This window comes from Halorubrum hochsteinianum, from assembly GCF_023702125.1.
GTDB lineage: Archaea > Halobacteriota > Halobacteria > Halobacteriales > Haloferacaceae > Halorubrum > Halorubrum hochsteinianum.
On the sequence record NZ_CP098416.1, the window covers coordinates 75,514 to 101,378 of the forward strand.

General features: G+C 57.3%; 15 protein-coding genes and 1 pseudogene. 8 read left to right on the forward strand and 8 right to left on the reverse strand.

Translation table 11 applies throughout. From position 1 onward, the window contains the following. Window positions 1-81 precede the first annotated feature (81 nt). On the forward strand, window positions 82-897 hold the full coding sequence (locus NAF06_RS15360) for a hypothetical protein (protein ID WP_008580610.1): 816 nt from the start codon (window positions 82-84) through the stop codon (window positions 895-897). Window positions 898-908: 11 nt separating this feature from the next. On the opposite strand, the gene NAF06_RS15365 is transcribed toward NAF06_RS15360, so the two are convergent. Together NAF06_RS15365 and NAF06_RS15370 are read right to left on the reverse strand one after the other, a co-directional pair. Then, window positions 909-1,712, reverse strand: coding sequence for a DUF6036 family nucleotidyltransferase (locus NAF06_RS15365; protein WP_049908482.1), 804 nt, complete (start codon window positions 1,710-1,712; stop codon window positions 909-911). Further along, window positions 1,709-2,635: a helix-turn-helix transcriptional regulator gene (locus NAF06_RS15370; RefSeq protein WP_008580613.1), complete on the reverse strand. Its 927-nt coding sequence runs from the start codon at window positions 2,633-2,635 to the stop codon at window positions 1,709-1,711. The genes NAF06_RS15365 and NAF06_RS15370 overlap by 4 nt, the downstream gene beginning before the upstream one ends. A gap of 138 nt (window positions 2,636-2,773) precedes the next feature. Between NAF06_RS15370 and NAF06_RS15375 the strand changes: the two genes are divergently transcribed. Together NAF06_RS15375 and orc4 are read left to right on the forward strand one after the other, a co-directional pair. After that, window positions 2,774-3,097, forward strand: coding sequence for a DUF6788 family protein (locus NAF06_RS15375; protein WP_008580615.1), 324 nt, complete (start codon window positions 2,774-2,776; stop codon window positions 3,095-3,097). Window positions 3,098-3,730: 633 nt separating this feature from the next. Then, window positions 3,731-4,963: a DNA replication protein Orc4 gene (orc4, locus tag NAF06_RS15380; RefSeq protein WP_049908483.1), complete on the forward strand. Its 1,233-nt coding sequence runs from the start codon at window positions 3,731-3,733 to the stop codon at window positions 4,961-4,963. Window positions 4,964-5,102: 139 nt separating this feature from the next. Here the strand turns inward: orc4 and NAF06_RS15385 are convergent. Together NAF06_RS15385 and NAF06_RS15390 are read right to left on the reverse strand one after the other, a co-directional pair. Then, window positions 5,103-5,291, reverse strand: a pseudogene (locus NAF06_RS15385) (DNA polymerase domain-containing protein); the annotation flags it as partial. A gap of 320 nt (window positions 5,292-5,611) precedes the next feature. Then, window positions 5,612-7,858, reverse strand: a complete 2,247-nt coding sequence (locus NAF06_RS15390; protein ID WP_049908486.1) for a hypothetical protein — start codon at window positions 7,856-7,858, stop codon at window positions 5,612-5,614. 302 nt (window positions 7,859-8,160) lie between these two features. Between NAF06_RS15390 and NAF06_RS15395 the strand changes: the two genes are divergently transcribed. Further along, window positions 8,161-12,282, forward strand: coding sequence for an AAA domain-containing protein (locus NAF06_RS15395; RefSeq protein ID WP_008580621.1), 4,122 nt, complete (start codon window positions 8,161-8,163; stop codon window positions 12,280-12,282). Window positions 12,283-12,369: 87 nt separating this feature from the next. Here the strand turns inward: NAF06_RS15395 and NAF06_RS15400 are convergent, their stop codons facing one another. Both NAF06_RS15400 and NAF06_RS15405 read right to left on the reverse strand, forming a co-directional pair. Then, window positions 12,370-17,055, reverse strand: coding sequence for a sacsin N-terminal ATP-binding-like domain-containing protein (locus tag NAF06_RS15400; protein WP_008580622.1), 4,686 nt, complete (start codon window positions 17,053-17,055; stop codon window positions 12,370-12,372). A 45-nt stretch (window positions 17,056-17,100) separates the two neighbouring features. After that, a complete protein-coding gene (locus NAF06_RS15405) occupies window positions 17,101-18,549 on the reverse strand; it encodes a hypothetical protein (RefSeq protein WP_008580624.1) in 1,449 nt (482 codons plus the stop codon). Window positions 18,550-18,741: 192 nt separating this feature from the next. Here NAF06_RS15405 and NAF06_RS15410 point away from each other — a divergent pair, with 192 nt between their 5' ends. Beyond that, window positions 18,742-20,076 carry a hypothetical protein gene (locus tag NAF06_RS15410; RefSeq protein WP_049908490.1) on the forward strand — a complete coding sequence of 445 codons (1,335 nt, stop codon included), beginning with the start codon at window positions 18,742-18,744 and terminating at the stop codon, window positions 20,074-20,076. An 8-nt stretch (window positions 20,077-20,084) separates the two neighbouring features. Here the strand turns inward: NAF06_RS15410 and NAF06_RS15415 are convergent, their stop codons facing one another. Beyond that, window positions 20,085-20,399 carry a hypothetical protein gene (locus tag NAF06_RS15415; protein ID WP_008580628.1) on the reverse strand — a complete coding sequence of 105 codons (315 nt, stop codon included), beginning with the start codon at window positions 20,397-20,399 and terminating at the stop codon, window positions 20,085-20,087. Window positions 20,400-20,704: 305 nt separating this feature from the next. On the opposite strand from NAF06_RS15415, the gene NAF06_RS15420 reads away from it, so the two are divergent. From NAF06_RS15420 to NAF06_RS15430, 3 genes are all read left to right on the forward strand, one after another. Then, complete coding sequence (locus tag NAF06_RS15420; RefSeq protein ID WP_008580629.1) at window positions 20,705-22,678, forward strand: DNA cytosine methyltransferase; 1,974 nt, start codon at window positions 20,705-20,707, stop codon at window positions 22,676-22,678. 250 nt (window positions 22,679-22,928) lie between these two features. After that, a complete protein-coding gene (locus NAF06_RS15425) occupies window positions 22,929-24,239 on the forward strand; it encodes a hypothetical protein (protein WP_008580631.1) in 1,311 nt (436 codons plus the stop codon). Between the two features lie 102 nt (window positions 24,240-24,341). After that, window positions 24,342-24,728 (forward strand): hypothetical protein, encoded by a 387-nt coding sequence (locus NAF06_RS15430; protein WP_008580633.1) that lies wholly within the window; start codon window positions 24,342-24,344, stop codon window positions 24,726-24,728. A gap of 25 nt (window positions 24,729-24,753) precedes the next feature. On the opposite strand, the gene NAF06_RS15435 is transcribed toward NAF06_RS15430, so the two are convergent. Continuing rightward, a complete protein-coding gene (locus NAF06_RS15435; protein ID WP_152418718.1) occupies window positions 24,754-25,404 on the reverse strand; it encodes an HhH-GPD family protein in 651 nt (216 codons plus the stop codon). Between the last annotated feature and the right edge of the window lie 461 nt (window positions 25,405-25,865).

Below are 25,865 nucleotides of genomic sequence, written 5' to 3' on the forward strand. Positions count from 1 at the left end.
TGATGGGCCCCTTCCGTTCTGTTGGTTAATTTTTTCTGCGCCCGCGGAGGGGCGGAGGCGCGTTCTGACCTCCGTCGAATAATGACTGAACCCTATCTCACGACGGTCCTCGAGGAAGCCGAGTACGTCGCCGAGCAGCACGAGCAGGTCGCCCGAACGACGGACAACCAAGCCCACGAATACCTTCGATACGCTGTCCTCCGGATACTCGAGGGACAGGCAGACCACCTCCCGACGGGCTGGACGCCGATCGACGGCGTCACGGTGGGCTACGGCAGCGACGACGCGATGTTCGACAGCTGGAGCGCCAGCGAAGATTGGTGGGAAACTGTCCCGCCCCAGGAGGCGTGTACCCGCTTCCGGGTGTTCGTCCCGGACGACCACCAGACGGTTCCCCGCGACATCGTCGACGTGATGGCCGCGCTCGGGGCCTGGCGCGTCTGGACCGGGAGCGCAGCGGCGTGCGGCTCCTACGACCATCGCGAGCGCCACGAGGTCCACTACCTGTGGCCGGAAGGCCATCCGGTGGAGGAACTGCTCCACGAGCGGCTCAGTGGCCCTGCGGAAGCCGTCGCTCCGGACGGGGGTCGAACGGGCGACGTTCGCGACCGACTGGTCGTGGATGAGAACGCAGAGTCACAGGACGATCTCGAGCCCCGAACGAAGCGTGCTGTCGCCGAAGCGATGGACGTCTCGCTCCTCTCGAAAGGTGGCCGCTACGAGGTGCAGTCTGCGTCCGGGAACCGGTACGAAGTCGACGTCATCGACGAATCGTGTACCTGTCCCGACTGGCAGCAGCGCTCACCCGAGGGCGGCTGCAAACACCTGCGTCGCGTCGATCACGAGATCAAACGGGGCCGTGTACCCCGACCAGACGGCCGCCTTCCCTCCCCGTAGTCGTGACCAGACTACTCCACGGGACGGACTGTGTCGCCATCCTGACGGACCCGGTCGAACGTTGAGAGATACGCGATCCGGTCGTGAACTTCGTCGGTATCCAGTTCCAGTTCGGCGGCCAGTTCGTCGACGGTCATCGGTTCATCGAGTGCCTGGAGGACTTCGAGCCCCCGGTAGTACCTGTTCGTGAGTTCCTGGACGCGGGCCTCGATCGGCGTGGTCACTCCGTACCGCTCCTCGAGTTCGACCAACGCCTCGTTCGCGAACGTGGCGAACTGATCGTCCCCCAGGCGTTCGATCTGGGCTTCGAGTTCATCCCGGACGACGTCGTAGTCGAGGCCAGCCTGTACGAGCATATTCATATCCTCGATGTCGTCATCCCGACCGGCGATCGCCTTGAACAGGAAGATGTCCTCGTTGCTGACCAGCCGGACCGTCAGTCGATCCGTGTCGAGGAACGGGTCGCTGCGCTCTTGCATCCCGTCGGTTAGTACGAGCTTGTTCGCGACCTGCTGGTTGAAGATGTCGATGCGACACCCATCGTCGTTCTCGACGCAGCTCGTCGCCCCCAGCGCCCGATAATCTGGACCCAACGACTGGACCTCCGCATACCCGAGGTCCATCAGGACGGCCCACAGCTGGCCGTACGCGTCGCCATCCGGGACGACCAGGTCGATATCTTTCGTCCCCCCCTTGAGGTCGCGCAGCGACATCGCGCCACCACCGATCAGGTAGACCGTAAGCGGTTCAGATAGCCCGTCTCCGATGCGCCGGAATTCGTTCTCGATGTACTCACGTCCGAATGTTGGTCTCATTGTGGTAGTGGAACCTCGTAGTCAGCCGCCAGCTCTTGGAACACGTCCCACTCCGGGAGCCGGTCGTCGTCGACCTCGCCGTGCGTCTCGAGGTAGCGGAGCAAGGCGTCGATCTCGTCCTCGAGTCCATACTTCGCCGCCTGCGCTCGGAGGTCCTCCTCGTCGACGTCGACGTGGCTGAGCAGGAGGAGACAGTACGAACGGTGGCGGCTGCCGTCGTCGATCAACAGTGTGTGACAGCAGAGCTCCGCCGGCGAGACCGCGTCGAGTTCCTCGGAGTAGACGTAGTAGCGGTGGCCGGTGAGCAGGAACTGGAGCTCGAAGGCCGCAAATTGAGCGAGCCCGGTTTCGTGGAACCCGTCTGCGTCGATCTCCGTCTCGGCCTGGGCGAGGAATTCGTCGTAGTCCTCCCAGAGAATCGTCCCCTTCGGGGCGACGGCTTCGAGGCGTTGGCGATGCAGATGGTGGGCGAGTTCACGGGCGAACTCGTGGAGGCGGTCGAAATCGGCGTTGAAATCATAGCGGCCGTCAGTCGTCCCGACGAGTCCACGGTCGCGGAATCGCTTGAGGACGCGGTTAACCGTGTTGCGGTAGTTGTCGCTCCGGTCGGCGATCTCGGAGACAGTTCGTGGCTGGTCGAGGTAGTACAGCACCTCGAGTGCCTTCCCGGTCAGCAGCTCGGGGAACTCGATGTGGGAGTGCTGGCGGACGAGGTCCCGATAGAGTTCGACGGCGCGAGCATCCGACGGGACGACTCGTTTTCGCCGGCCGTCGCGTTCCGTGTACACGAGTCCCTTCTCGACGAGGTTGCCGACGGCACGGGAGAGATAGCTCTCGCTGTGGTCGAGCTTCGTCGCGAGCTCGGAGATCGTGTCGCCGCGGTCGACCGTGGCGAGGACCTCAAGTTCGATACGCCGGAGCACGGTGTAACATAGTACGAAACTACTATATAAAGAAGTTTCGAGTAGTGTTACAGACAGCGGTCGCGAGAACTGCCACCACCGTCTTAACCAACAAAACTATTGTTTCGTGGGGCGTGTTGGTTAACACGAGAGTAGCCGATGTCCTACGAACCCCCGACCCCACCGGCGAACCTCCCGACGGAGATCATCAACACGCTCAACGAGTCGGACCCGGAGCAGCTCCGAGACGTTGCGACGTACGCTGAAGCGCTCGCCGAGTACCAGGAACGAGAGGCTCGTCTCGAGGAATCGGCAGATCAAGAAGAGGTCGAAGAGCGACCAGACGATCTTCCGGATGACGTCCCGGCCAAAGCGACGATCACGATCAAGGAGATCAACGACAATCGCTACTACTACTGGCAGTGGCGGGAAGGTGATTCAGTGAAGTCGAAGTACAAGGGCCCAGTCAACCCGGACGAGTGAAAACTCGATGATGGAGGACACCCACCCCACGTTTCCGTCGTAACTGGATGTTGATGGAGGGGGTGAGGCTGATTTCGACGGGGACACACCCCCCGGATTTCCGTCGTTTCTCCACGACAGCGTAGGGAGAGCTTACGGCTAGTACTATACAGCAACTAATTATGTTGACCTAAAACCAATCTAGAGATGAACCAACTCCTGCAACACATAGATTAAAGTAGGATAGCTGAGAAACGGACATTAAGTCTACTTCACCCAAGGAGGGGGCGAAGTACTTCGCCCCCCTCAAGTGAAACAAACCTCTCCAACTGCTTCTATAGACGGCCAGCTTTGGACGGCTAGGCCGCTCTCGTCTGTGGTATCTCGGCGTGGACGTCTTCTTCGAGTCCCCTCCCCACCTGTTCAGTGATTACGACGGAAACGTGGGGTGTGTGGGTTCGGGATTCGAGATCGAGGCGACGCTTCCGTCCCCGGGTTTCCTCCTTCACGTCGGAAACGCGGCTATACTGTCAGCAATCCAATTCCACCGAATCACGGTATTTTCACGCTGATATCGGACAAGGAACGTCGGAAACGTGGGGTGGCGTTCTCCACTAGATTTATACTCCCCCCGCACCCACCGTGTGATATTCAATGACGCCCGACTCTTCATCCAGTTCTGTCGACGATCCACTCTTTGAATCCGGGCATCGCATCTTCGCGAACAAGGATCTCCTGAAGATCGGTCACGTTCCGGAGGCTGACCGAATCGTCGGCCGCGACGAGGAAATCTCGAAGCTCGCGAAACGTCTCAACGGTGCTGTCCACGGGTACTCCCCGGAGAACGTGATGATCTACGGGAAAACGGGGACCGGTAAATCTCTCGTTTCAAAACACGTCTGCCAACGAGCTCAAAATGCCGCCCAGGATGGCGTCGAGATTGGAACAGCGTATATCGACTGTGCTGAAGACAACACGGAGACTCAGGCAATCTCCTCACTTGCCGCGAAGCTGAACGATGAATCTTCGACTGGAATCTCCGTCCCACATACCGGCCTCAGTACGTCGAAATACTACAAACTCCTCTGGAAGACGCTCGACGCTCAATTCGATTCTGTGATCATCATCCTCGACGAGATCGATCTGATGAACGACGACAGCGTGCTGATGAAGCTCTCGCGCGCTGAGGAGGCGGGGAAAATCGACTGTAGCGTCGGCGTCATCGCGATCAGCAACAAGATCCAGTACGTCGACAACGTGAACGAGCGCGTGAAAAGCAGCTTCCAGCACAAGGAGCTGTTCTTCAAGCCATACGACGCCAACCAGCTCCGGGAGATCATGTTCAACCGTGAGGACGCCTTCCAGGACGGCGTCCTTTCCGAGGACGTGATTCCGCTCTCGGCGGCCTTCGCCGCGCAGGAACACGGCGATGCTCGGAAGGCGATCGACATTCTTCGCCACGCCGGCGAGGTCGCCTACGAGGCCGGGGCAGAGCAAGTGACGGAGGAGTACGTCCGCCAGGCACAGCAACACGCCGAAAAGGACCGGTTCAGAGAACTCGTGAACGGCGCACCCACGCAGGCGAAAGCGGCGTTGCTGGCGCTCACGGAACTGAGTGTCAACAGCAACGACGATGCGTTCCTCACGAGCCGGGTGTACGACCAGTACGAACGCATCTGCAACCATCTTGATATGGATATCCTCTCCGTCCGCCGGTTCCGCGACATCCTGAAAGAGCAAGCCTTCCTCGGGGTTGTCGAAATCGAGAAGATCAACAAGGGAAGTGCGGGCGGCATCCATCTCCAGAATCGACTCATCGAAGATCCCCAGGTTGTCCGCGAGACGATCCTCGAGGACAGCCGGATGCAGGACTGGACTCGCGAGTAGCAACCCCCTACTACTGAGTGGGTGCGGACGACGGAAATCCGGGGTGGGGCGTGAGGAAACGACGGAACCGAGGGGGGTCGAAAATTACGTCGGAAACGTGGGGTTGGATCGAAACGACGGAAACCAGGGGTGGGGTCCACTACGACAGTTCGTTGGTGGCTCCGAACGAACTCAAAACGGCATCTCTCTCACCGGAGAGCTCTCGACGGATATCGGTTCGGTCCCACCCGAGCGGTGAAAGCACGCTCTCGACCGCTCTGACCAGCTGCGTCTCGATCACTTCGTGGGCGAGTGCGACACGGTCTTGTGAGGATTTCTCGTTGTCAATGTCGATGTCTGGGACCACTCAGATGGACTAGGCTGGGGTAGAAGACTCTCGTTGTGTTCTTGGTAGTGGCTCGACAGGACCCCCTCGGTCGGTTCGACCGTGCGGATGGTGTCTTGGTGGAGAACAACGGCTGTGAAAATGAGGGCTCTGCCAGCTGTGATGGAATCAGGGTTGGGGGACTCCAAAAGGCGTCGGTGACTACTGTGACGGATACGGTCGCGTTCGAATCAGCCCCAGGCTGTGGTGGGCCAAGTTTCAGATCTGTATCGATGATGCAGTTCGACGTCTGGTTCGGAATCGGCCGTGACTTCGTCAGGCAATTAGTTGACGTCCACTATCTTCTCGTGATACTCTAAGAACTTGTCCGCTCGCTCCTTGAACTCCTCCTCATCAAGGTGGTTCCGCACGTCGATAAACGGCTGCTTCCGCTTGAGTTCGTTCACCGATCTTTTGATCATCCGGAACTCTTCTTCGGTGATGGTCTCTCCATCTAGCGGGTTGCGTTCTTGATGATTATTGTAGTACCCGTTCATGATTGCCGTGAAGCAGTAGAACTCACCTAAGTCCGTTTCCGGGTCAAGTGAGTACGGCGCTCCGTGCATCTGCTTGATGAGGTCGTGTTCCTGATGCCCCCACTTCCCCCAGCGGGTTCTATGACCCTTCTTTTCCTTGATGCGAAAGTAGAACTCGAACAACTCTGGAATACGGTGGTACGTCTTCCGAATGCATGTGTTGTAAATAGCCTCGAACGTTTCATGGTATTTCTCGTGGTCCTTGGCAACGTCGTATGTCATCGCAGCGGCGTTAAACCGCAGATCCTGCTGCTCACGTTTGATCGTCTTCCGGACATCACGATTTCCGGTGTTTCTTGGGACGTTTAGCTTTCGCCAGGTTGTTCCGAACGTGCGAGGGTCCTGATTCTCGAACGCGTACTTGAAGATTTTATGCGCCTCTTCGAGTGCCGTCTCGCTGTAGCTGTTGATGCGAAAATCGAACTCGTCCAGCTCATCGAACTTGTCGAGATCTGCTTCGATACCGTTCCTAGTGGCAAAGCCGAGCCGCTCGATGAGCGTGTCGTTGAGTTCTACTGTGAGGCTATCCGGGACAAGGTCATTATGTAGTGAAACAGCGAAATAGAACCGCGAGTACAAGTTCATATATCGGCGGTATGCACCGAACAGCTCCCGGTCAGTGGTGTCCTTGGTCAGTTCTTCAATCAGTGTGATGATGTGGTTGGCGAACTCACGGTTCATCTCTCCGACTGCTTCCTCAAAGACATGGACGAGGATCTGGTCAAGATCATAGAAGGGAAGATCTGCATTGGTGTATCTGTGGTCCTCGATCAGGAACCGGGCTTCATCCAGCTCCTCGAATGAGTGGTGAACAACGTCCCGGTACTGGTCCATAAACAGAATGAATGGCCGTGTCATTGCATTCCTGACAATCCGCTTGCCCTCCTGATCGAGGAAGTCGGTTTGCTTGTAGATGATCCGGATAGTTTCTTCTCTGCCAGTTCCCGGCCGGGTCAGTATGCTGGCGTCCAAGATCGGGTAGACCGACTCCATCTCCTCATGGAAGAACTCTGAATCGACATAGAGTATCGATGAGAACTCCCTCAGGTTGTCACCGATCTTCACTCGGACCTCAACCGGCGTGGAATCATCCTTCTCTTCATCTTCACCCTCGCTACTGTCCTCATCTTCCTCTTCTTCCGATTGGTGCTTCTCGCCGATCCGGATGATTTCGTTGATACCGTAGACAAAGGTGGGTACGTGAATATCAGAGACGACACCGCTCAGCCCTAGGTCATCAGCTGATATCGGATCTGTTCGACCGGCGTAGTATGGATACAGTGTTTTCTCGGTGACGGCACGATCCGGCAGATCGTCGGCCAGGATTTGATCGTACTCGTAGATGGTGATGTCTCGCTGGATCTTCCTTGAGATGGTGTCTTTCAGAATGGTGTAGGCTTCCTCATCCGTATCGTCGGCCAAGACCAATCCGACTACGTTGCGGTAGACGGACAAAATCCCGAGAATGGTGACGGCGAAAATCCCGGACGCCAGATTTGAGCTGATCCAGCCTCCTCGGATATCTGGGTAGAGGATCAGCGCGGCAAGCGCCAAGTTGCTGAGAAGCGAGTAGACGAGGACGGGCATAACCCATGATTTTCGCAGGAATTGCTCTAATGCGCCTTCGATGAGGCGGCTTCGAGATACGATTTCCAAGAGGAAGACGAGGACGACGAAGCTCAGCCCGATGATGGTGGCGTGAAGCTGCCAGACGGTGTCGATGGTGAACCAGAATGGGTTTTCGAGCGGGGAGATGTCGACCAGTAGTGTGAGGACGATGGTGGCTGCGATTAGCAGAGCTGTGTTGACTGGGGTGTGACGCTGCTCATACAGCGATGCGGCGGCTTGTTTCCCCCGCTCGGTATCATGCCAGGATTTTGTGTCTCGTTTATGTTGGATGGTGACTGATCCAGGGTAAGGAAAGAACCCGAGCCGCCGATATACAGGTTTGAGAAGCCCTGTTGTCTTCAGAACGAGCCATCTGAGCTTCCCCATTAAAAACGACTTCCCGCCGGAATCCATGTAAGGTTTCGGTCACCACCTGGAAGCTGATCCGCAACGTCTTCGATCGAGGTAGTTCCACATGATGGAAGGTGGTCCCACTGAGATGTCTGAGATACGGCTGTATTCTTGGTCAGCACCGACCTTTATCACTGGTCCAAGAGTGTCTCCATAATATCAACTTCGAGGAGTCCGCCGCTATGCCCCCATACCCTATCAACGCCAATCAAATCGCACAGTACGTCCGGCATCACTCATGCAGCCGCCGGCTGCGCCTTTCATACGACAACTCAGAGGTGGCCCGCGACCAGTTACCGTACTTCAACCGTGTGTTCAACCCGCTGGATCCGGCCTTGCAGCAAAAGGGTAGCGAGCGGGAGGACGAATGGGCTGAAGATCTACGTGATGAGGGCGTGTCGGAGCTGGCCACAGATGGCGGGGACACGGCTACTCAAGCAGCTGCCGGCGGCGGTGCTGGCGTGGCAGACCCCGGCGATAACACCGATGACGGGGATAGTGACGATGAGATGGGGTGGACCGATTTCGTCGACCAGGTCTCCGCCCTCGAACGCGACGAGCAAGCATTTGCCCGCGAAGTCAAGCTCAACGGCCTGATCGGTGTCTTCGACGTCTCCGCACGTGTCGACTTCCTCGTGATCCGCCGCTCCGAGGACGGCCCGAAACTCCGCGTGGTCGAGACCAAGAGCAGCCGCGAGGACAAAACCTACCAGCGAATCCAGCTGGCAACGTACCGCGAACTCATCCGGCAGCGGCTCAGCGACGACCCATTGACCGTGGAACGCGGCGTGATCACCGAGGACGACATGGAGTGTGTCGTCGCCCGGATCGATAACTCAACCAACCGCATCGAGGACATCCTGGAACTCGACCCACTAAACCTCGAAAGCGAGACCGACGACCTGCATCAACTGCTCGAAGACGGCGGCGAGTTCGAGGACATCATCACGACAGATCCAGACGACATCGACGACCTGGACTACAAGCTCGGGCCGAAGTGCGACCAGTGCGTGTTCGACGTCCACTGCCTGCCCGAAAGCGCACGACAGCGCAAGCTCGAACTGCTGAGCCTGTCACCCCCAGCCGTCCAAGCGTTCCACGACCGTGGCGTTGAGTCGATCGACGACCTAGCAGAGCTGGACCTCGGGTCACCTCGGGCCGGCGAGCTGCGTCGCGACGACGCCATCAGCGAGAACTTGGCGGCCCTTCAGGCTCGCGCGGAGGCCCGGCGACAGAACCTGCCCGGCGGCGACCACGACGATGAGTGGGAGGTTGAGGGCTTGCCGTTCCAGCCGCAGACCCAGCGGCCGCCCCACACCATCGACGGCGATCAGGTCATCCGGGTCTACCTCAACATCACCTACGACTACATCGAGGACCGCGTGGACGCATTAGCAGCCCATGTCACCCGGAGCGACCACGAGCTGAACACCCCGTTCCGCCAGGACGAGGACGGTGACTGGGAGCCAAGCCCAGAAATCGTGGAGGAACACCCGGACACCGGTAATCGACGTGACCCAGGCCGAGATCCACTGGTACGGATCAAGCCGGGACAGTGGCGTGGCGAACACGATGCCGATACCGAGGCCGAAGCCCAACTGATACAGGGCTTCCTGCAGGACCTCGTCGAGCGTATCGCCACGCTTGCCGAGCAAGACGAGGAGTACATCCACTTCTACGTCTGGTCCCACTCCGAGATGGAACACCTGATCGAGGCGTGTTCCCGATGCGGCACCGAACTCCTCGGCCACCTCCGCGAAATCCTAGGCTGCCGAGAACCGCTGGAGCAGATGATCTTCACCAGCCTGCAGTCCGACACTGAGAACCGGTATGCCCTGGGCTGGACCGGGCAAGGATTGGCCGTGGCGACATCACTCAGCTGGTTCGGCAGCTCCTACCACTGGGTCCGCAACGTCATGGGCGAGGAGGTAGACCTGTCACGGGCGCACGAGCAGGATATCTTCGACTTCAAAACCACGCTGGGCCTGGACGACGAGAACGAGTGGACGGACCGCAACAGTGCTGACCTGGTCGAACGCTTCGAGATGCGCAGCCGGTTCCACGACGACCTGCCGATGGGCTACATGCAGAACGTTTGGGGTGAGCTGCCGGACCCCGACGACTACGGGGGCGACCCGCAGCTCCGCGGCGTCTTGGACCGGTACCAGCGGTCGGACCGACCGAAGCTGAAAGCCTATCTCCGAACTCGCACTCACGCGCTCCGCTGGCTGGACGAGCAGATGGGCGACTTCAACGACGACATCGAGAAGGCCCGGCTCAGCATCCCGGATCTGATCGACTACGAGCTGGACGTCGAGGACGCCGCCCAGGCGGGGATCGACTTTCTCCTCTTGGACCACCACGTCGGGACGAACGACTGGCTGGCCTCGAATATCAAGCCGCTCGCCCACCGCGTCCCGCAGGGTGAGGCACTGCCGTTAGCCGACGCGCACTGGATAGGAGATATGACGATCGAGGCCAGCCTCGACTTCACTGACTTCGAGATCGGGGCTGAGGAGTTCCGCCGCCGCGGCTCCTTCGAGGAGGACGACTTCATCCGGATCAGCCCCCGGTTCGACAACCCGGAACGTGGCCCGACCTATGGCTGGCTGAAGCAGATGGGATACACCTGTGTCATCGAGGATATCGACTGGGAGAACCAGCGCGTCGAGCTGGACGCGATCCCCTGCGGCGATGGCAACACGTACCGGCTGCCCAGCCGTGCTTGGTACGGTGACGCCGGCGACCCGGTCTACGACGACCGGGATCCTGTAATGGTGAGCAGCGTCTCGGACTACGTTGATCGCCGCGTGGATGAGCGGCTGCGAGCGAATCTCGGTGAACACGCATACCGGTGGTTGGACCCCGAGGCCCCGATGCTGCCTGAGGTTGACCCCTTGGACGAGGATACTCGTGACGACTACCGCCGGTTCCTCGAGACGCTGGAGATCGAGGACGGTGAGACCCTGATCCCGTCGCAGCGCGATGCTGTCCTGGACGGGTTGGAGACGCGGATGCAGCTGGTTCACGGCCCGCCAGGCACAGGGAAGACGACCACGACAGCCGTGGCGGTCATGCAACGCATCGTCGACCACTTGGAGGAAGGCGACATCATCCTGCTCGCCGGAAACACCCACCGAGCGGTCAACAACCTGCTGCTGCAGATCGAGGACTACCGCGAAACGTTCACCGAGCAGGCGGAGCGATTCGGGTTCGACGTCCCCAACGTGAACCTGGCCAAGGTCTCATCGAGTCACGACCAGAGCGATGCTCCCGGCGGCGGCATTCCCTTGCTGGATGCACGGAACGGCGGAGCGCATATCCAGCCTCACCGGGACGACGCCGTCCTGATCATCGGCGGCACGGTGAGTTCCCTGCTAAAACAAGTGGAGAACCTCGATGACGGCGGAGTCCTCGGCAATGGGCCGGACGGTTTCCTCGCTCCCGAGCTAATCGTCGACGAAGCCTCGATGATGGTGTTCCCGCACTTCCTCTCGCTGGCGAGTCTGGTCGAGGAAGACGGCCGGATCATGCTGGCGGGCGACCACCGGCAGCTGGCCCCGATCGTCGACCACGAATGGGAGGACGAGGACCGGCCACCGGTTCAGCACTACAAGCCTCACTCCAGCGCGTTCGAGGCAGCGCGTGCCCTGTCAGACAACGCTGACGTTGCCGACACGGCGATTCAGCTATCGGCTCTCCGGTACACATTCCGGCTGCCGCCGGCGATTCGAGCACTAGTCGGGCAGCTCTACCAATCGCACGACGAACTCGATCTGGAAGGCGCGACAGCCGATGACTTGGAGGTCCCGGATCCAGACGGCGACCTGCTGGAAGCGGTGTGGGAGGAGGAAACCGGGCTGTTCCTCCTGGTCCACGACGAGGATCAGTCACGGCTGAGCAATCCGTATGAGGCCGAGCTAATCTCCCAGCTGATCGAAACTGTGGATGACCCTGGCGAGGACTCGATCGCGGTCATGACACCGCACACGGCACAGCGCAGCAACCTACAGCTGGAGCTGGAGGAACACACCGATGACTCGGTCATGGTGGTCGACACCGTGGAAAGGCTGCAGGGCGGTGAGTGTGAGAACATCATCGTGTCGGGAACGGCGAGCGACCCGACGGATATCGGTGAGCGCGAGGACTTCCTGCTTGACCTGAACCGGTCGAACGTGGCGTTCTCACGCCCCGAGGAGCGGCTAATCGTGGTGTGTTCCAAAACCTTGGTGAACCACATCCCGCCGGATGTGGAGGACTACAACTCGGCCATGCTGTGGAAGTCCCTCCGACGCATCTGCAACGTCGAGATCGACAGCGATGAGATCGCAGGTGAAACGGTCGAACTGTATGCAGTTGATCCAACGGCGGACCCGATCCGCGACGTGATTGAAGAATAGAGGTTGCCGCTCTTCTCCAGTGGGCGCGAGGCATCCATCTTGGTCGCTGTCACGACCGCAATGCTGCTACAATCTTGGCTTAGTGGGCTACTCTCCGAAGCCGTGCGATTGGCGGTGATATTTGAGATACTGTTGGCCTGGTTGCCGTTGCTCTTTGTCTGGAAGACGAATCGAGTCACCCTCGTACTCGCTGAACTCCTCATATCCCGGTACAGATTCCCAGCCACGAACAAGGATCTCGTAACCGTTTGAGAACGTTATCCATCCATTTTCGAAAGCCCAGTGATGGAGCCTGCACAGCGCAACACCATTCTGAACTGAATCAGGACCTCCCTCACTAACCGGTTGAATATGCGCAGCCTCGATCTCTAGCTGCCCATCCTTCGTCTCTCGTTGCTTTCCACAGACTGCGCAGCTTCTATCATAAGCATCTCTCACCGCCTCTCGGAATTTACTGTCACGAACAGGGCGGCTTGTAAATGTGCGTCCCCGACGCGTTTGCTTTCGAACCTCTCCGTCATCCTCAACAGGTTTCGAATCGCACTCCCCGGACTGCACACCCTCATACCCCTCCTGATGCTGCTCCGCTGGGCTCTGATTAGAACCCTGCTTAGCGGAACTTCCTGGACTTGGCTCTGGCGACGAACCCCCTACAGGGGAGATCTCCTTATCGCTGCCAGGGGTCTCGCTTTCCGGTCCGGCCACGACAGCTTCAGGGGTTCCACCGTGGCTTGAGCCGTCAGCTTGAGCTTCCACCTCCGAATCTACACCTCCGTTGCCTGAGAGAGCTAGCTCCTCCGAGCTGGTGGGCTCCGTCTCAGCGCCCTTGTCAGACTCTACCCCTTCGTTTACCTCTTCATCTGTCGAGTCGCTGGGTTCTTCGTCAATAGCACTTGCCGGCTGAATTTCCGCCTTGATTGAGCGGCGTTCAACTCCAAAGGTCTCAAGGAACGAATCAAGGAAGCGTTCTCGCTTCCCAAGAGCTCCTGACAGGATGGACTCCAGTTCTTCTGACTCGGATACTGTTAGCGGGAGTTCATTCGGAAGGCGTTGGGTGAATTCCTGCAAGGAGGCAGTCCCCTCTGTTCTCCGGATTTGCTGGTTTTCCTGGTCCAGATAGCACTGGACGTCGAACTCATCGGTTACTGGCTCGTCTTCTACAGATAGATATTGGCATTTTACTGATTCATGGACGGCAATCTGGTACTCGCTGAACATCTGGAGGAGCTTCTCTTGTGCCCCCTCATGCTCATGATTCAAGCAGAAGCTATAGGCGACCGTAAACAGCTGGGTGAACTCTTCTGATTCAGCCACAGCCTTCCCTTCTGAGACAGTGACGTTGTGGCCAGAAAGTGACAGCGTCGCATTAGCAGTGAGGTCCTCAAGCTCCAACACCTCCCATGCGTCGGCCACCGTCTCCTTCGCGTAATCCCGTCCATCATAGGGCTTCACAACCCGGTTTTCAAGCTCTGAGCGTAGATGATTGCAGATGGTTTCATCGTGACAGTAGGACTCCAGTTGATCCAGCGACGCCATCTCGTTCGACAGCGCCAGCAAGCTTCGCTGGGTTAGCTGGTCTCGGACCTCGGAATCCAGCTCTTGGAGTGATGCAACTTCAGAGGTTTCGTCAATAAGCTGTCGAACTGTGCGTCTCCAAACGGTGTCTCGATGCTCACTACTGTCCCAGGCAGCATCGGCGAGATAGTCAAGGTAATCCGTCAGCTGGATTGAACTCCGGACGTCGACCGCTTGAAGAAGATCTTCATATTTCCCGTATTCTCCCTCAATTGAGATGATATGTGATCCCAGGTTTTGGCCACTCCAGACAACTTCGGAAGGCGATCTGAACTCTGGATCCGCCCCTTCAACATAGATGAACCGTGCATCAGATAACGAAGATCGAATCTGCTCCACATCAGAGCCATCGTCCCGCAGTGCCTGCTGCAGCGTATCGAGCCGGCTGGTTAGTTCTTGCCGAATAGTCGGTGGATCTGCATCGCTCCACACACTGGGGGCATTGGACAGCTGCTCGAGGGTAACATCAATGCCGAGCTGTGTTTTAACCCCTAATGGAGTGAGATAGGGACTATTCTCATGAGCAACGTACATCTGCTGCGGCTGGTTTGCAGTTGCAGGATTCTCAACTAAGAGCGTTCGCGGCTTCGCGAGAGTTTCCCCCTTTGTAAGGCACCAGGGTGTGCTTCGGAGATGCTGACCGAAGGTTGAGTAGTGATCTGTCTGCTGCTTTTTGACACCAAAAGCCCGCCCCTTAACAACATAGTAAAGTGGACGGCAAAGCGTCTCCTGGTAGTAAATCCAGTGGGCTTGAAGCATCTGATCAAAGGCTTCTGCTCTGTCGATCTGTGTCTCTCCATCTCCTGAAAATTGATCTAGCACGTCACTGAACCAGTCACCTGGGACATAGTCAGAAAGGCCATACTGCTTACCTTGAGGGAACCATTGATCTTTCGCACCTCCTTTCTTCCGGGAATCTGGAATTGACCACCCCTCCTTGAGATTGGCTTTCGTAATGTCTGAAAGGTCCTCTTTTAGCTCCTCTCTGTAGGTACAGAATGTCCGCTTCCTTCGGGACACCTCATTGACCGGTAGACGGTCTAAAACACCGAACTCAGTGAGGAATTGCTTCCACCTTCGGGGCTTCTCCTCCCCGGTGAGTGATTCATACTCTTCGGATACGAACGTTGCATCTAATCCCTCAAGTACGTCCTCAAGACTGTAACCAGATGCTGTACCCTGTTCTTGCGGATCACAGTAGACATCTGGCAGGAATATATCGGTGCTATTCGGGTCTTGATAGACCGGCTTGTTAGCATCGCTCCGCACCCGGAACTTCAGATCAACGTGCTTCTTCGCGGCTGACCAGCGGCTTTTGTTCGAGAAAATATACTCCAGGAAGGTGTCTAAAGTGTCATTGTCGGTTGTTTCTACGTTCTCAAACGCAGCAGCTACAACATCTTTCAGCACTACTTCTGCTCCGACTGTCTCAATTTCTAGGACATTAGAGTAGAACTTGCGAGCGGTCTTGACGATGTCCGCTACATTCTCCGGATATTCCTCGGGGATGGCAGCAGAATCAATCTGGACCAGCTTGAATTCGTCCTCGAAGATGTCGTATGCTTCTTTGTTCTGCTTTGGTGGAAGCAGTGGGCCATCATCAACCGCAGAGATGGCAACCCGGTCTCCATTTTCCAGCGGAATCAGCGGGGTCTCCTCTACGATGCGCTTGAATTCGTCCCGATTATCCTTCTTGCTGCTGAACGTGCTGAGGTTCCGGTACTCATCTTTCCAGTACTCCCAAAGAGCTGCGGCAAATGCGAGCAGATGAGCGGTGCTTGCTTCAGAAAAATCCTCCCGTGCTGAGGATTCACTCCGCTTTAGCAGAGATTCGACCGATACCTCTTCAATAAGATCCCTTTCCAGCAACGTGTCTAGCAACGGCTCATCGATCGATTCAGCAGGGTATTCAACGGCTTGATTGAGGAGATGCCGTACATCCGACTTGGTGAAGACACTTTCAACGTGAAACGTGGGAACCACTATCGCATTCGCACGATGGTAATCACCGTCTTGGCCCGGGATTGACGCCTCCTCGCTGAGAGCCCTGAGTACAGATTCTTTTGCGACCTCAGTATGGTCTAAACCGTGAGACTGAGATGGTAACAGCAGTAGATGTCCGGTAGTTGTCTCATCATGGCCTCTATAGTATTTGATGGCCTTCCGATAGGTCTCTCCGACCCGGTTGAGGAGCCACTGGTTGTATGGCCCGTCTTTCCAGGCCAACTCCCTCCGGTTTGGCTCTAAAAGGAAGTCAGCATGGACGTCGAACGGGAATCCTGACCGCTCATCCGTCGGTAGAAAGTTGAACAGGTAGCAATCTTTGGCCTTTGAGCAAGGTCGGTGGCTATCGTCAACCTCGAAGGAAAGAGTAACAGACACAGGTGACTCTCGCACAGTCTCCTCGTCGTCGATTTGTCGTTTTTCAGCGAGCTGCTCAAAGGCTTCACCCGACGGTTTATCATCTGTGGTGAAGACTAAACGCCGCTCCAGTACTTCATCGTCCTTGTAGATGATCCGTTCCGGAGATTCAGAATCTGATTCTCGACGATAGACCGTTGTTTCCCCCTCTTGAGTGATTTCAATTTGGGAAATGTTACGGAGGTAAGTCAAGAGGCGATGAACCTCATCCAGACGTTCTTGAAGTTGCTCACGCCTTTCTGCCGAAAGGTCCTCTTTCAGTGGAAGTTCGATTTCAGTTCCCTTCACCGGCGTAGAGACGTCATGGATCTCGGGCACAGTCAGCCGGTCGCTATCGAACTCAAAATGGAAATAGCCAGATCGAACTCGGGGACTGTCAGAAATGCTGAAAACAGACTTGAATCCAAGACCGAAATGACCGATATACTCTGGATCCTGCTTTGTACTCTCGCCAGCTGCACAGAGGGTGTCCACCTCCTCTGATTTCATTGGCCGCCCATCGTTCCGAATCCGGAGCGTGTCGTCGGTTAACTCTATCTCAACCGTGTTACAGGACTTAATGTCGTCAGCATTCTGAATCAGCTCCGGCAGGACTTGCGCAGGATGATCCAGTTGACGTTGAATGTAGTCATGGAAGCTCTGTGTCCGCTTTTGCCGACGTTCGAAATCATCATCAACGACTTTGAGTTCCTTCTCCCGGATGTCTCGCAGTATCTCGTAAGCTTCCTCTACTGAATCCGGGTGGTCGTCGAGATCGATAGTAGATTCCAGCTGCAAGCTTGGAGACGGATAAGCTGTCTGTAAATAAAACCGTTGTCCAGGCTACGAGAAGTCCTCGATACCTGACTGCAGCTCATCCGGTGTGTCCGACTCACTGGACGTGACATGACCATCGACGTCGTCATCGACCTCCTCGCCTGTCTCGTCCTCGATAAGCTCAACCAGTGATTCGAGCCAGGTCACCGGGGACTGCCTGACCAAGGCTCGATCCATCCGCTGCCGTCCCAACGTCTCCACGTACGCTACCAGCCAGTCCCTTGGTTCGACCGACACCTCCGCGTTGTCGACGTAGTCCTCGCGAAACTCAGTTAGTGAGAGGTACTCGACGTCGATGCCGAAATCGTCGGCAATGTCCTCCTCGAGTTCTGCGGCGTCATCATCGACACCGGGCTGCTCAACTGCCACGAACCCAGCACGTTCGACGCTGAGGTTATTCCGCAACTTCTCGGTAAGCCCCGACAGCTCACTGCGGTCCACGTCGACGTACTTCGCGTCCCACGTGTGGAGGAGCGATTCATCCTCCGGGTCCTCGATCTCGATGTCGCCCACGTCCTCGGCTTCACGCGTTGATGTCCCACCCCTGCGGTTCGCTGCCGTCAGCTCCTCCAACCGTTTCAACGCACCAGGAAGGCCATCAGCATCCTCCACTGCTTGCAGCAAGCTGTGAGCGGCGACCTCCAGCAGTTTGGCCTGCCGGTCAGCCTGCTCCATGTGGTCGATAAGAAGCTGCTCAACATCACCGATAGCGGGATCGGTGTCCTCGAACAGCTCTGCCGCGGCACGCGCCTCGGTGACTCCCTCTTCGATGACTTCCCGCTCGTCGAACAGCCGTTTGAGGAAGTACAGCAGCCCTGCTTCAGCATCGATGGCATCGTTCTCCAGTCGTTCGACGATCTCAAGCCATGATTCGCGGGGCCCTTCCAGCGCCATACCGAACAAAGGGGTGTATGGCTCGGATTCAGCGAGGGCTCGGGTCATCACGCCCCCTCCCCGGGTGTTGCTGAGCAGCAGGTTGTGTTCGTCCAGCTCGACGCCGATCGCTTTCTCGCCGAAGCTGTCGTCGAGTGTTCGGAGTGACCAGCCGTGGACCCAGGAGAAGTTGCTTGGGTCGTTGCTGCCTTTGTGGAGGCGGGTGGAGAGCCGTGGTTCCACGGTTTTGACGAAAAGCTGGACGCAGCAGACGCGGGCGATACCTCGGCCGTCGCCATGGATCCCCATCACGACGTCGTCAAGCAGTTGCTGGTTCCCCTCGCTCAGGCCAGGCACGTTATCGTCGTCGTGCAGGTCCTTGGCGTCCCGCAGATAGCGCCGGAATTGATCGTCCTCTAAGGCCTGTCGTACATACTGGTACTGCTGGTGGGTTTCGTCGTTGCGGGTACCGAACGGATACTCGTAGACGTTCTCATCCTCATCGACGTAGATGTGGCCGTCCTCTGTTTTCACGATCTTCGGAAGCTTGGCCCAGTCGTCGGGCGGGTCGATATCAGGCATAGATGAGCGGGGCAGTGTGCCGGTTTAACCCGGGTGTAACGGTGTGATACTCCATATCGATACGCTATAACCTGAACCTAGCAATGTACTGCCTTGAAACTTGACGCCTTGAAGTGGACACTAACTGCTCGGCAATCCGCTGTCATCTGTCATCCCTAGGTATTTCCTTTCCTCATTACGTAGCCCCAGTCAATGTCTAACTGGGATCAAAGTTCTGAGGGCGAAATAGAGCCCCATATGCGTGTCTACGAGGACAAGGTTGAGTTCGTGGACGAGGACGGCGACGTGGAAACCTATCGTGTCGGAACACAGACGACACAGGCCCGCGACCGGTACGAACGCATCCAACGCGAACTCGAGAACGGGTTCCTCACCGACCTGATCGACCGAGTGACCGACGTCGAGGCCGACGTCGAGATCGATCTCGACGAAGACCACCAGGAGATCATCGACAAGATTGTCGACTCCATCACCAGTGAGCGCGGCCGAGCCATCGCCGGGCTGAGCGCGATGCAGCTTGCCATCAAATCAATCGCCCCCGAGCAAAGCATCAGGCTGCACAAGGGCAGCAAAAGCAGCGCCCACTTCAGCTGGGAGGAGGGGCTCTCCATGCGGAGCATCGACAGCACCTACATCAGCCCAGTCCTCCGAGAGTACGACCTGCTCCGGGTGAACAAGGACGGCGTGATGATGACTCGGTCGCTCGCTGAGAACTACCCGTACTCACGGTTCTATCAGGCCAACATCCGCGGGGCGCAGGATGCATGGGCCGATCTCATCGAGACGCTTGAGGACCCGGACTCGGGGATCGACCCGGAGGAAGCGCTGAAGTACATGATTACCGCGTTGTCGGGTCGTGGTGAGCGGGCGGAGGAGATCAACGAGGCGACCTTAGAACTTGTCTCCGATCTCTCCGAGCGAAACCCGGAGCGTGAAATGGTTAAGGGTATCATCAAGTCACATATCAATACGTCACCGCACTCGGCCCGGATCTACGAGGTCGCACTGCACAGCCTCTACCAACTGATGGAGGAGGCCAACCTGCTGGACGGCGAGCTGAAAGAGCTGACTCAGATGCGGTCAGCCGACAAGAAGCATGGGAATGTTGCTGACATCGAAGTGGTCGATCCCAGCGATGAGTTCCACATCTACAGCGCGTGGGACGCGAAACACGGGAAGAGCTACCTCCGGAACGAGCTCCAAGAGATCCGTGGAAAGCTCAGCAACCACCCGGAAACCCAGACGGTGGGGTTCATCACCAGCTCCGAGCCGGAGCGGGACAGCCAGCTGGAGCAGCAGAAATCGAAGATCGAGGAGGAATTTGATGTGGAGATTGAACTCGTCACGTTCGACGAGTTCTGCGACCGGACTCTGGACGATCTATCGACGAAGATGGTGTCGCCATCAGCGTGGTTGACCGCGTACGCGGAGACGCTGTGCCACCGCAGGCGTGATCGTGCGCCGATTGATGAGCCGACTCAGGAGTGGGTGAGCGACTTGGGCGACATCGTGGAACAGCGGGCATAGCTCAGAAGCTACTCTTCTGGACCGAGAACCAGATAGCCATCACGCTCGACAAGCGCCAGCTCGGAATTAAGGAGGCCGGCAGCCACCGCTACCTGCCGGGGAAAATCAAGCTGGACCTGTCCATTGCTCTTGACCGTTAGTGACCGGACCACCCCGTCGGCTTCATCGTCATCTGCGACGGGAGTGATGAACGCCACTGGGCGCCCGTGTTCGCAGGTGAGACGGACACTTACCTCTTCAAAGTCTGTAAGGTTGAGAGTGTCCCGCAGTTCAGCAGGGATGTACAGACGGGCGCGGTCATCGCCCGCCTCTTGGAGTTGCATATATCTGTGCCTTTCCGGCTATGCCGGTAAAGAAACCTAGGACTGCCCTGCATCACCAAGAGATATGCCACTAGGACCAACATCCGAATTCCAGTTATTTAGACTACCCTTCTAACCCCATTTTCGGGGGTAAGTTTAATGACTCCTCGGCTCCTTCCAACGGATATGCCAGCCGAATCAGACAAGTACCGGCCGCTCCATGGTCTCACTGTGTCTATACGGTCTCCACATATTGAACCGAAAAACATACACTCCAATCTGGGGGAATCTACGAATATGCAGGATTTGACGAGCGGTGATCTTCTATGACTGACAAAATCCGGGTCGCCAGCCTATTCACCGGAGCTGGCGGGCTTGATATCGGATTTAGTAATCTCTCCGAATTCGAAGTTATCTTCCATCTCGACATCATGGATGTCGCGGTTCAGACGCTGGAAACGAACGCCAAAGCCGACACAGACTACGTCGAAGAGGACTCGATCATCCGTCACAAGGACGTCACCGAGTACGACGGTGAGGACTTGGGCAAGGCCGACGTTGACCTCGTTATCGGTGGGCCGCCATGCCAGCCGTTCTCCGCTGCCGCACGTCGGGCTGGGGGAATCGAGGGCACGGAAAGCGACGAGGGATCGCTGTTCCGTGCCTATGTGAAGCTGCTGAAGGAGTGGCAGCCGAAAGCCTTCCTCTTCGAGAACGTCTACGGCATCACTTCAGACGAAGAGGATTGGCAGATGATCGTCGACGCCTTCGAGAACGATGCTGGCGACCCCGGCTACCATCCGAAGGCACGGACCTTGGATGCTGCTGATTACGGCGTCCCACAGCACCGTGAGCGGACATTTATCGTCGGGATTCGGAAGGACTTCGACGAGGAGTTCCAGTTCCCGTTCCCCACTCACGGCCCAGACTCACCATTCGACAACGAGCAGGTAACCGCCGGTGAAGCGCTGAAGGACATCGACAGCGAGGGAGCAAACGATGACCCCACCTATGAGGTTACGTCCAAGCACGCGTACCTGCTGGACGATATCCCACCTGGACTGAACTACAGCTTCTACACAGAGAAGCTGGGGCATCCAGAGCCAATCTTCGGCTGGCGATCCCGGTTCTCTGACTACCTCTACAAGGCAGACCCTGAGCAGCCGGTTCGGACGTTGAAGGCCCAGCCTGGCGCGGCGTCGGGACCGTTCCACTGGGAGAACCGCAAGTTCACCGAGGAGGAGCTGAAGGCGTTGCAGACCTTCCCTGACGACTACATTTTGGAAGGTTCGTACAGTCAGGTCGTCAAGCAGATCGGGAACTCGGTGCCGCCCCGCATCGCGGAAGTCATGGCGATGGCCATCTCCGAGCAGCTGTTCGATGCTGGGGAGTCAGATTACGAGGAAATGGAGCCGATGCCGGACGACTACGACCTCAACTATCGGTCGAGGAAGCGGACAAACAGCGAAGAGTACCAACGGAAAGCACGAGAACGCCTCGAGGAGCTTGGTCTGTGGGAACCCAGCAACGAGCGCAGCGGCAAGCAGCACGGCCTTGAGGAGTTCGCCGGGTCTGGTGAAGGAGGTACTGAACAGCCGAAGCATTCGCTGATGGAGGAGCGACGGGCCACCTGGAATTACAAGAGCTACTTCGACAGGGAGAAGTTTTCTTACGGTACCGAGCCAGATCTTGGGGATGAAGCGCGTGCGTTCAATGAGGAAAGCCACCTTGAGAACGACATCCTCAAGATCGATATTGAACGGCAAGGTAGCCACGACGGCGGCGATATCCACATCACGCTGATGCCAGATGAGGGGCTCTGGAATGGTGTCGGTGGGCTGGAGATTCATGCGTCGAACGTGGAGCTGTCGGACGTGTTCTACATCTGGGATATTGGGGCAACGGAGGTCATCGACCGGACTCGGTATGAGAAGTTCATTGACGTGGTCGGTCACTACTCGACGACCCAGCTGGACTACACCTCCTCGATCGAACTCGACGGGATCGAGGACTCGGTAGTCGCGCGAGCGCTACGGTTCTTCAGTGATGCGTCGAACTGCAATACGGAGTATACCTTGATTGATTTAGCCGATAAGCTGGATGCCGACCCCGACGATGTGGTGGACGCGATGAAACAGCTGCGTGAGTGGCGGTACGAGGTCAGGACACCGGCAACGCATGCGACGATGCCGGAGGGCCAGATCCTATGCACGTATCCGTTCCCGGATATGGTTGAGACATCTCACTTTGATGCGAGTATCGAGCTCGACTCACTGCGGCAGCGTGTTGAGGAAGCCTGACGGGTCTGACCTCTTTTGGTTGGGTTGCGGCTCGGATTTTGTTTCTCGCGGTGATCGGTGAGCGTGGCTGGTAGAACACTTGCAACGATAGGGGGTCTTTGCCAACTGTTTCACCGCCGCGCACTCTACTTTATATACTTTTACTGCTACAGTACACTAAAGCTTATGTGATCAGACCAATAACGTGCTATTGATGGCGCCCAATCATCCCCGCAGCCCTCCAGGCGAGCAAGACAACGACGAACCGCGAATGATCACGTACAGCGACTACACCGCCATCATCGACGCTGACGGAACCAAACACACCTTCGAAGAAGGAGTCCAGACCGACAAGGCCCGGCAACGCTACGAACACATCCAAAAAGAACTCGACGACGGCTACCTCGAGGAGCAGATTCACGATGTCGCCACTACTGGCACCCACCTCGACACTGAGCTGAGCGAACAGCACCAAGCCCTCATCGACGACCTGATCGACGGTGTCAGCGACGGAGCTGGCCGGTCACTCGCCGGCCTTGCCGTCGTTCAGCTCACCATCAAAAGCATCGCACCCGACCAGAACATCCGCCTCCACAAGGGCAGCCAGCGCTCCGACCACTTCGGCTGGAAGGAAGGGATCTCCTTCCGCACTATCGACAGCACCCACATCGCCCCCGCTCTCCGCGAGTACGACCTGCTCTACGTCAACAAGGACGGCGTGATGATGACCCGGTCGCTCGCCGAGAACTACCCGTACTCGCAGGTCTACAAAGCCAGCCTTCGCGGCCCCCGCGACGCTTGGGGCACGCTCGTCGAAGCAATCGAACGCAGCGACAGCAGCCTCGCCCCCGAACCGGCCCTCCGCTACCTGCTTCTAGCCCTGGTGAACCGCGGCAGCTACGCCCAGGAAATCAGCCAAGATCTGCTCGATGCTGTCGAGAACCTGCGCAACAAGGGGACCTCCCCCGACCAGATCTTCGACGTCATCCAGCGCCACATTCGGCAGTCACCGCACAGTGACCGAGTCCTCAAAATCGCACTCCACGCCCTGTACCAAGTCCTCGAGGACAACGACCACCTGTCTGGTGTCAGTCCGACCGGCGGAACGCTCCAACCCCCCGAGTTCACCCCGCTGCCAGACGCAGACATCGACGGACACAACCCAGCGATTACCGTCACCCATCCCAGCGACGCATCGCACATCCATACCGCATGGGATGTGAACACCGGCCGGCTCGACATGGCCGCCAAACTCGATCAGCTGGAGGGCCTGCTCCAAGCCCATCCCGAGATCCAGCGACTCGGCGTCATCGTCGAAAACGGGCCCAGTGTCGACCCAGCTATCGATGACCGGCTGGCCACAATCGAGGACCAGCATAACGTCGAGATCTGCATCACCACGTTCGACGATCTCTGCAAGGAGTTGCTGGAGGAGCTGGTCAGCGCCGGTGTTGACTACTCGCAGTGGCTCATCGCCTACGCAGAGACGCTCATCCACCGTCGCCGTAACCGGGCACCGCTCAACGAGCCGACTAGAGAGTGGGTTGAAATCCTGACCGATGTTATCGAGGATGAATTCTAACACGGTCTAATCGGCAGCTGAGCTGTTCTGTGCCTGGAGCTGTGAATCGGCCCAAGTAGCCAGACCTATACCCTCGAACGCGCTACCTCTTATCAAGTAATCATGGACGGCGGTCGAACGCTCATTGTATCTGTCGGTGACTACTCGTTCGAGCAGGCGAAGGAGCGAGGGATCTACGCATTTCCGTCATCGTACGGCCGGGACCACTGTGACTATGTTGCCTTCTACCGGGGGAAGCCAATCGGTGCAATCACGCACTACGCCGGGGTCGAAGAGGTCCTGGAGGATGATACAGAGACGTTGTCCCAGCGCGACCGGATCATGATGTTTCCTGAGCGCATGGAGGAACCCGCAACAATCTTCAAACTCGGCGACCTCATCGAGCTGGACAACCCGGTGTCGAGCGAGGGCGAGAACTGGATTCAAAGCGTGATGTACCGGGATCTGGACGAGGTAACGACGGCTGATTCGATCGCGGACCTGATGTGACGAGCGAGCAGCCGCGGGCCGATGCCTACCCGTCGTCCCTGTTCTGATAGTAGCCGCAGTACTCGCTGGCAAAGCACTCATCGCACGACGGCGAGCTGTGGGTGCAAATGCTGTATCCAAAATCAAGCAGCCCGAGGTTGTACTGCCGCGCCTCCCTCTCCGGAAGCATGCACTCAGCCAGCTCCCAGAAATCGCCCTCATCGAACTCGTCGACACCGCTGTTCTGGAACACCCGGCTGTAGATGCGCTCAACGTTCGTGTCCATAATCGGCCGCTCCTCCCCGAACCCGAAGCACAGGGTTGCATTCAGGACATACGGCCCGACTTGTGGCAAGTCACTAAGGAGGTCCTCATCCTCTGGAAGACCACCATCCGCCGTCCGCTCACCAATCTCGATAAAGGCGTCGGCCCGATAGTTGTAGAGTCCCAGCGGCTGGATGATCTCGATCAGCTCCTCACGGTCTGCCTCGGCTAGAGCCTCGACCGTTGGGTATTCCTCGATGAACTCCTGGTAGATCCTGTGGACTGTCGGTGACCGAGTCTGCTTTAACATAATCTCCGCGATTAAGACCTCGTATGGCGTAGCATTATCCTCTCGCCACGGAAACGACCGCAGATTTCCCTCACTCCACTCAAGAAGATCTTGTTGGAATCGTTTCGCTATGTCCCCCTTCACAACTATGCCGAGTTACGATTGAGCAAGTCAAAAGCGTACTGACGATAGAATCAGGATAGCTGCTTGATGAACGGAAGAGGAGCGGTTCAATTGGGGCCGGATTAGATGACGGAAATAGAATTCGAACCATGCTTGACGGTAATCTGGTCGATTAAGCTTCTTTTCGACGATACGATCTTTTCGAGATGGTTTTGGCCCTAAGAGTGCTGGCTAACTAGAAACGAATAGAACGAACGAAACGAATAGAACGAAAGAATTTCGAGTAATGAATGAATTTACTGGAACGATCTGAACCGATGCTGGAAGAGAGTGTGTTCGGTGAACGGAACGAACAAAACGAGCAAAACGAACAATATGATAGAAATGAACCCACCCTCTTCAACGAGTGGAACGAACGGTTGGTTTTAACAACGTAGTAATCCTCTCACCGAGTGAAACACCCTCACCGAACGCACTGAAAC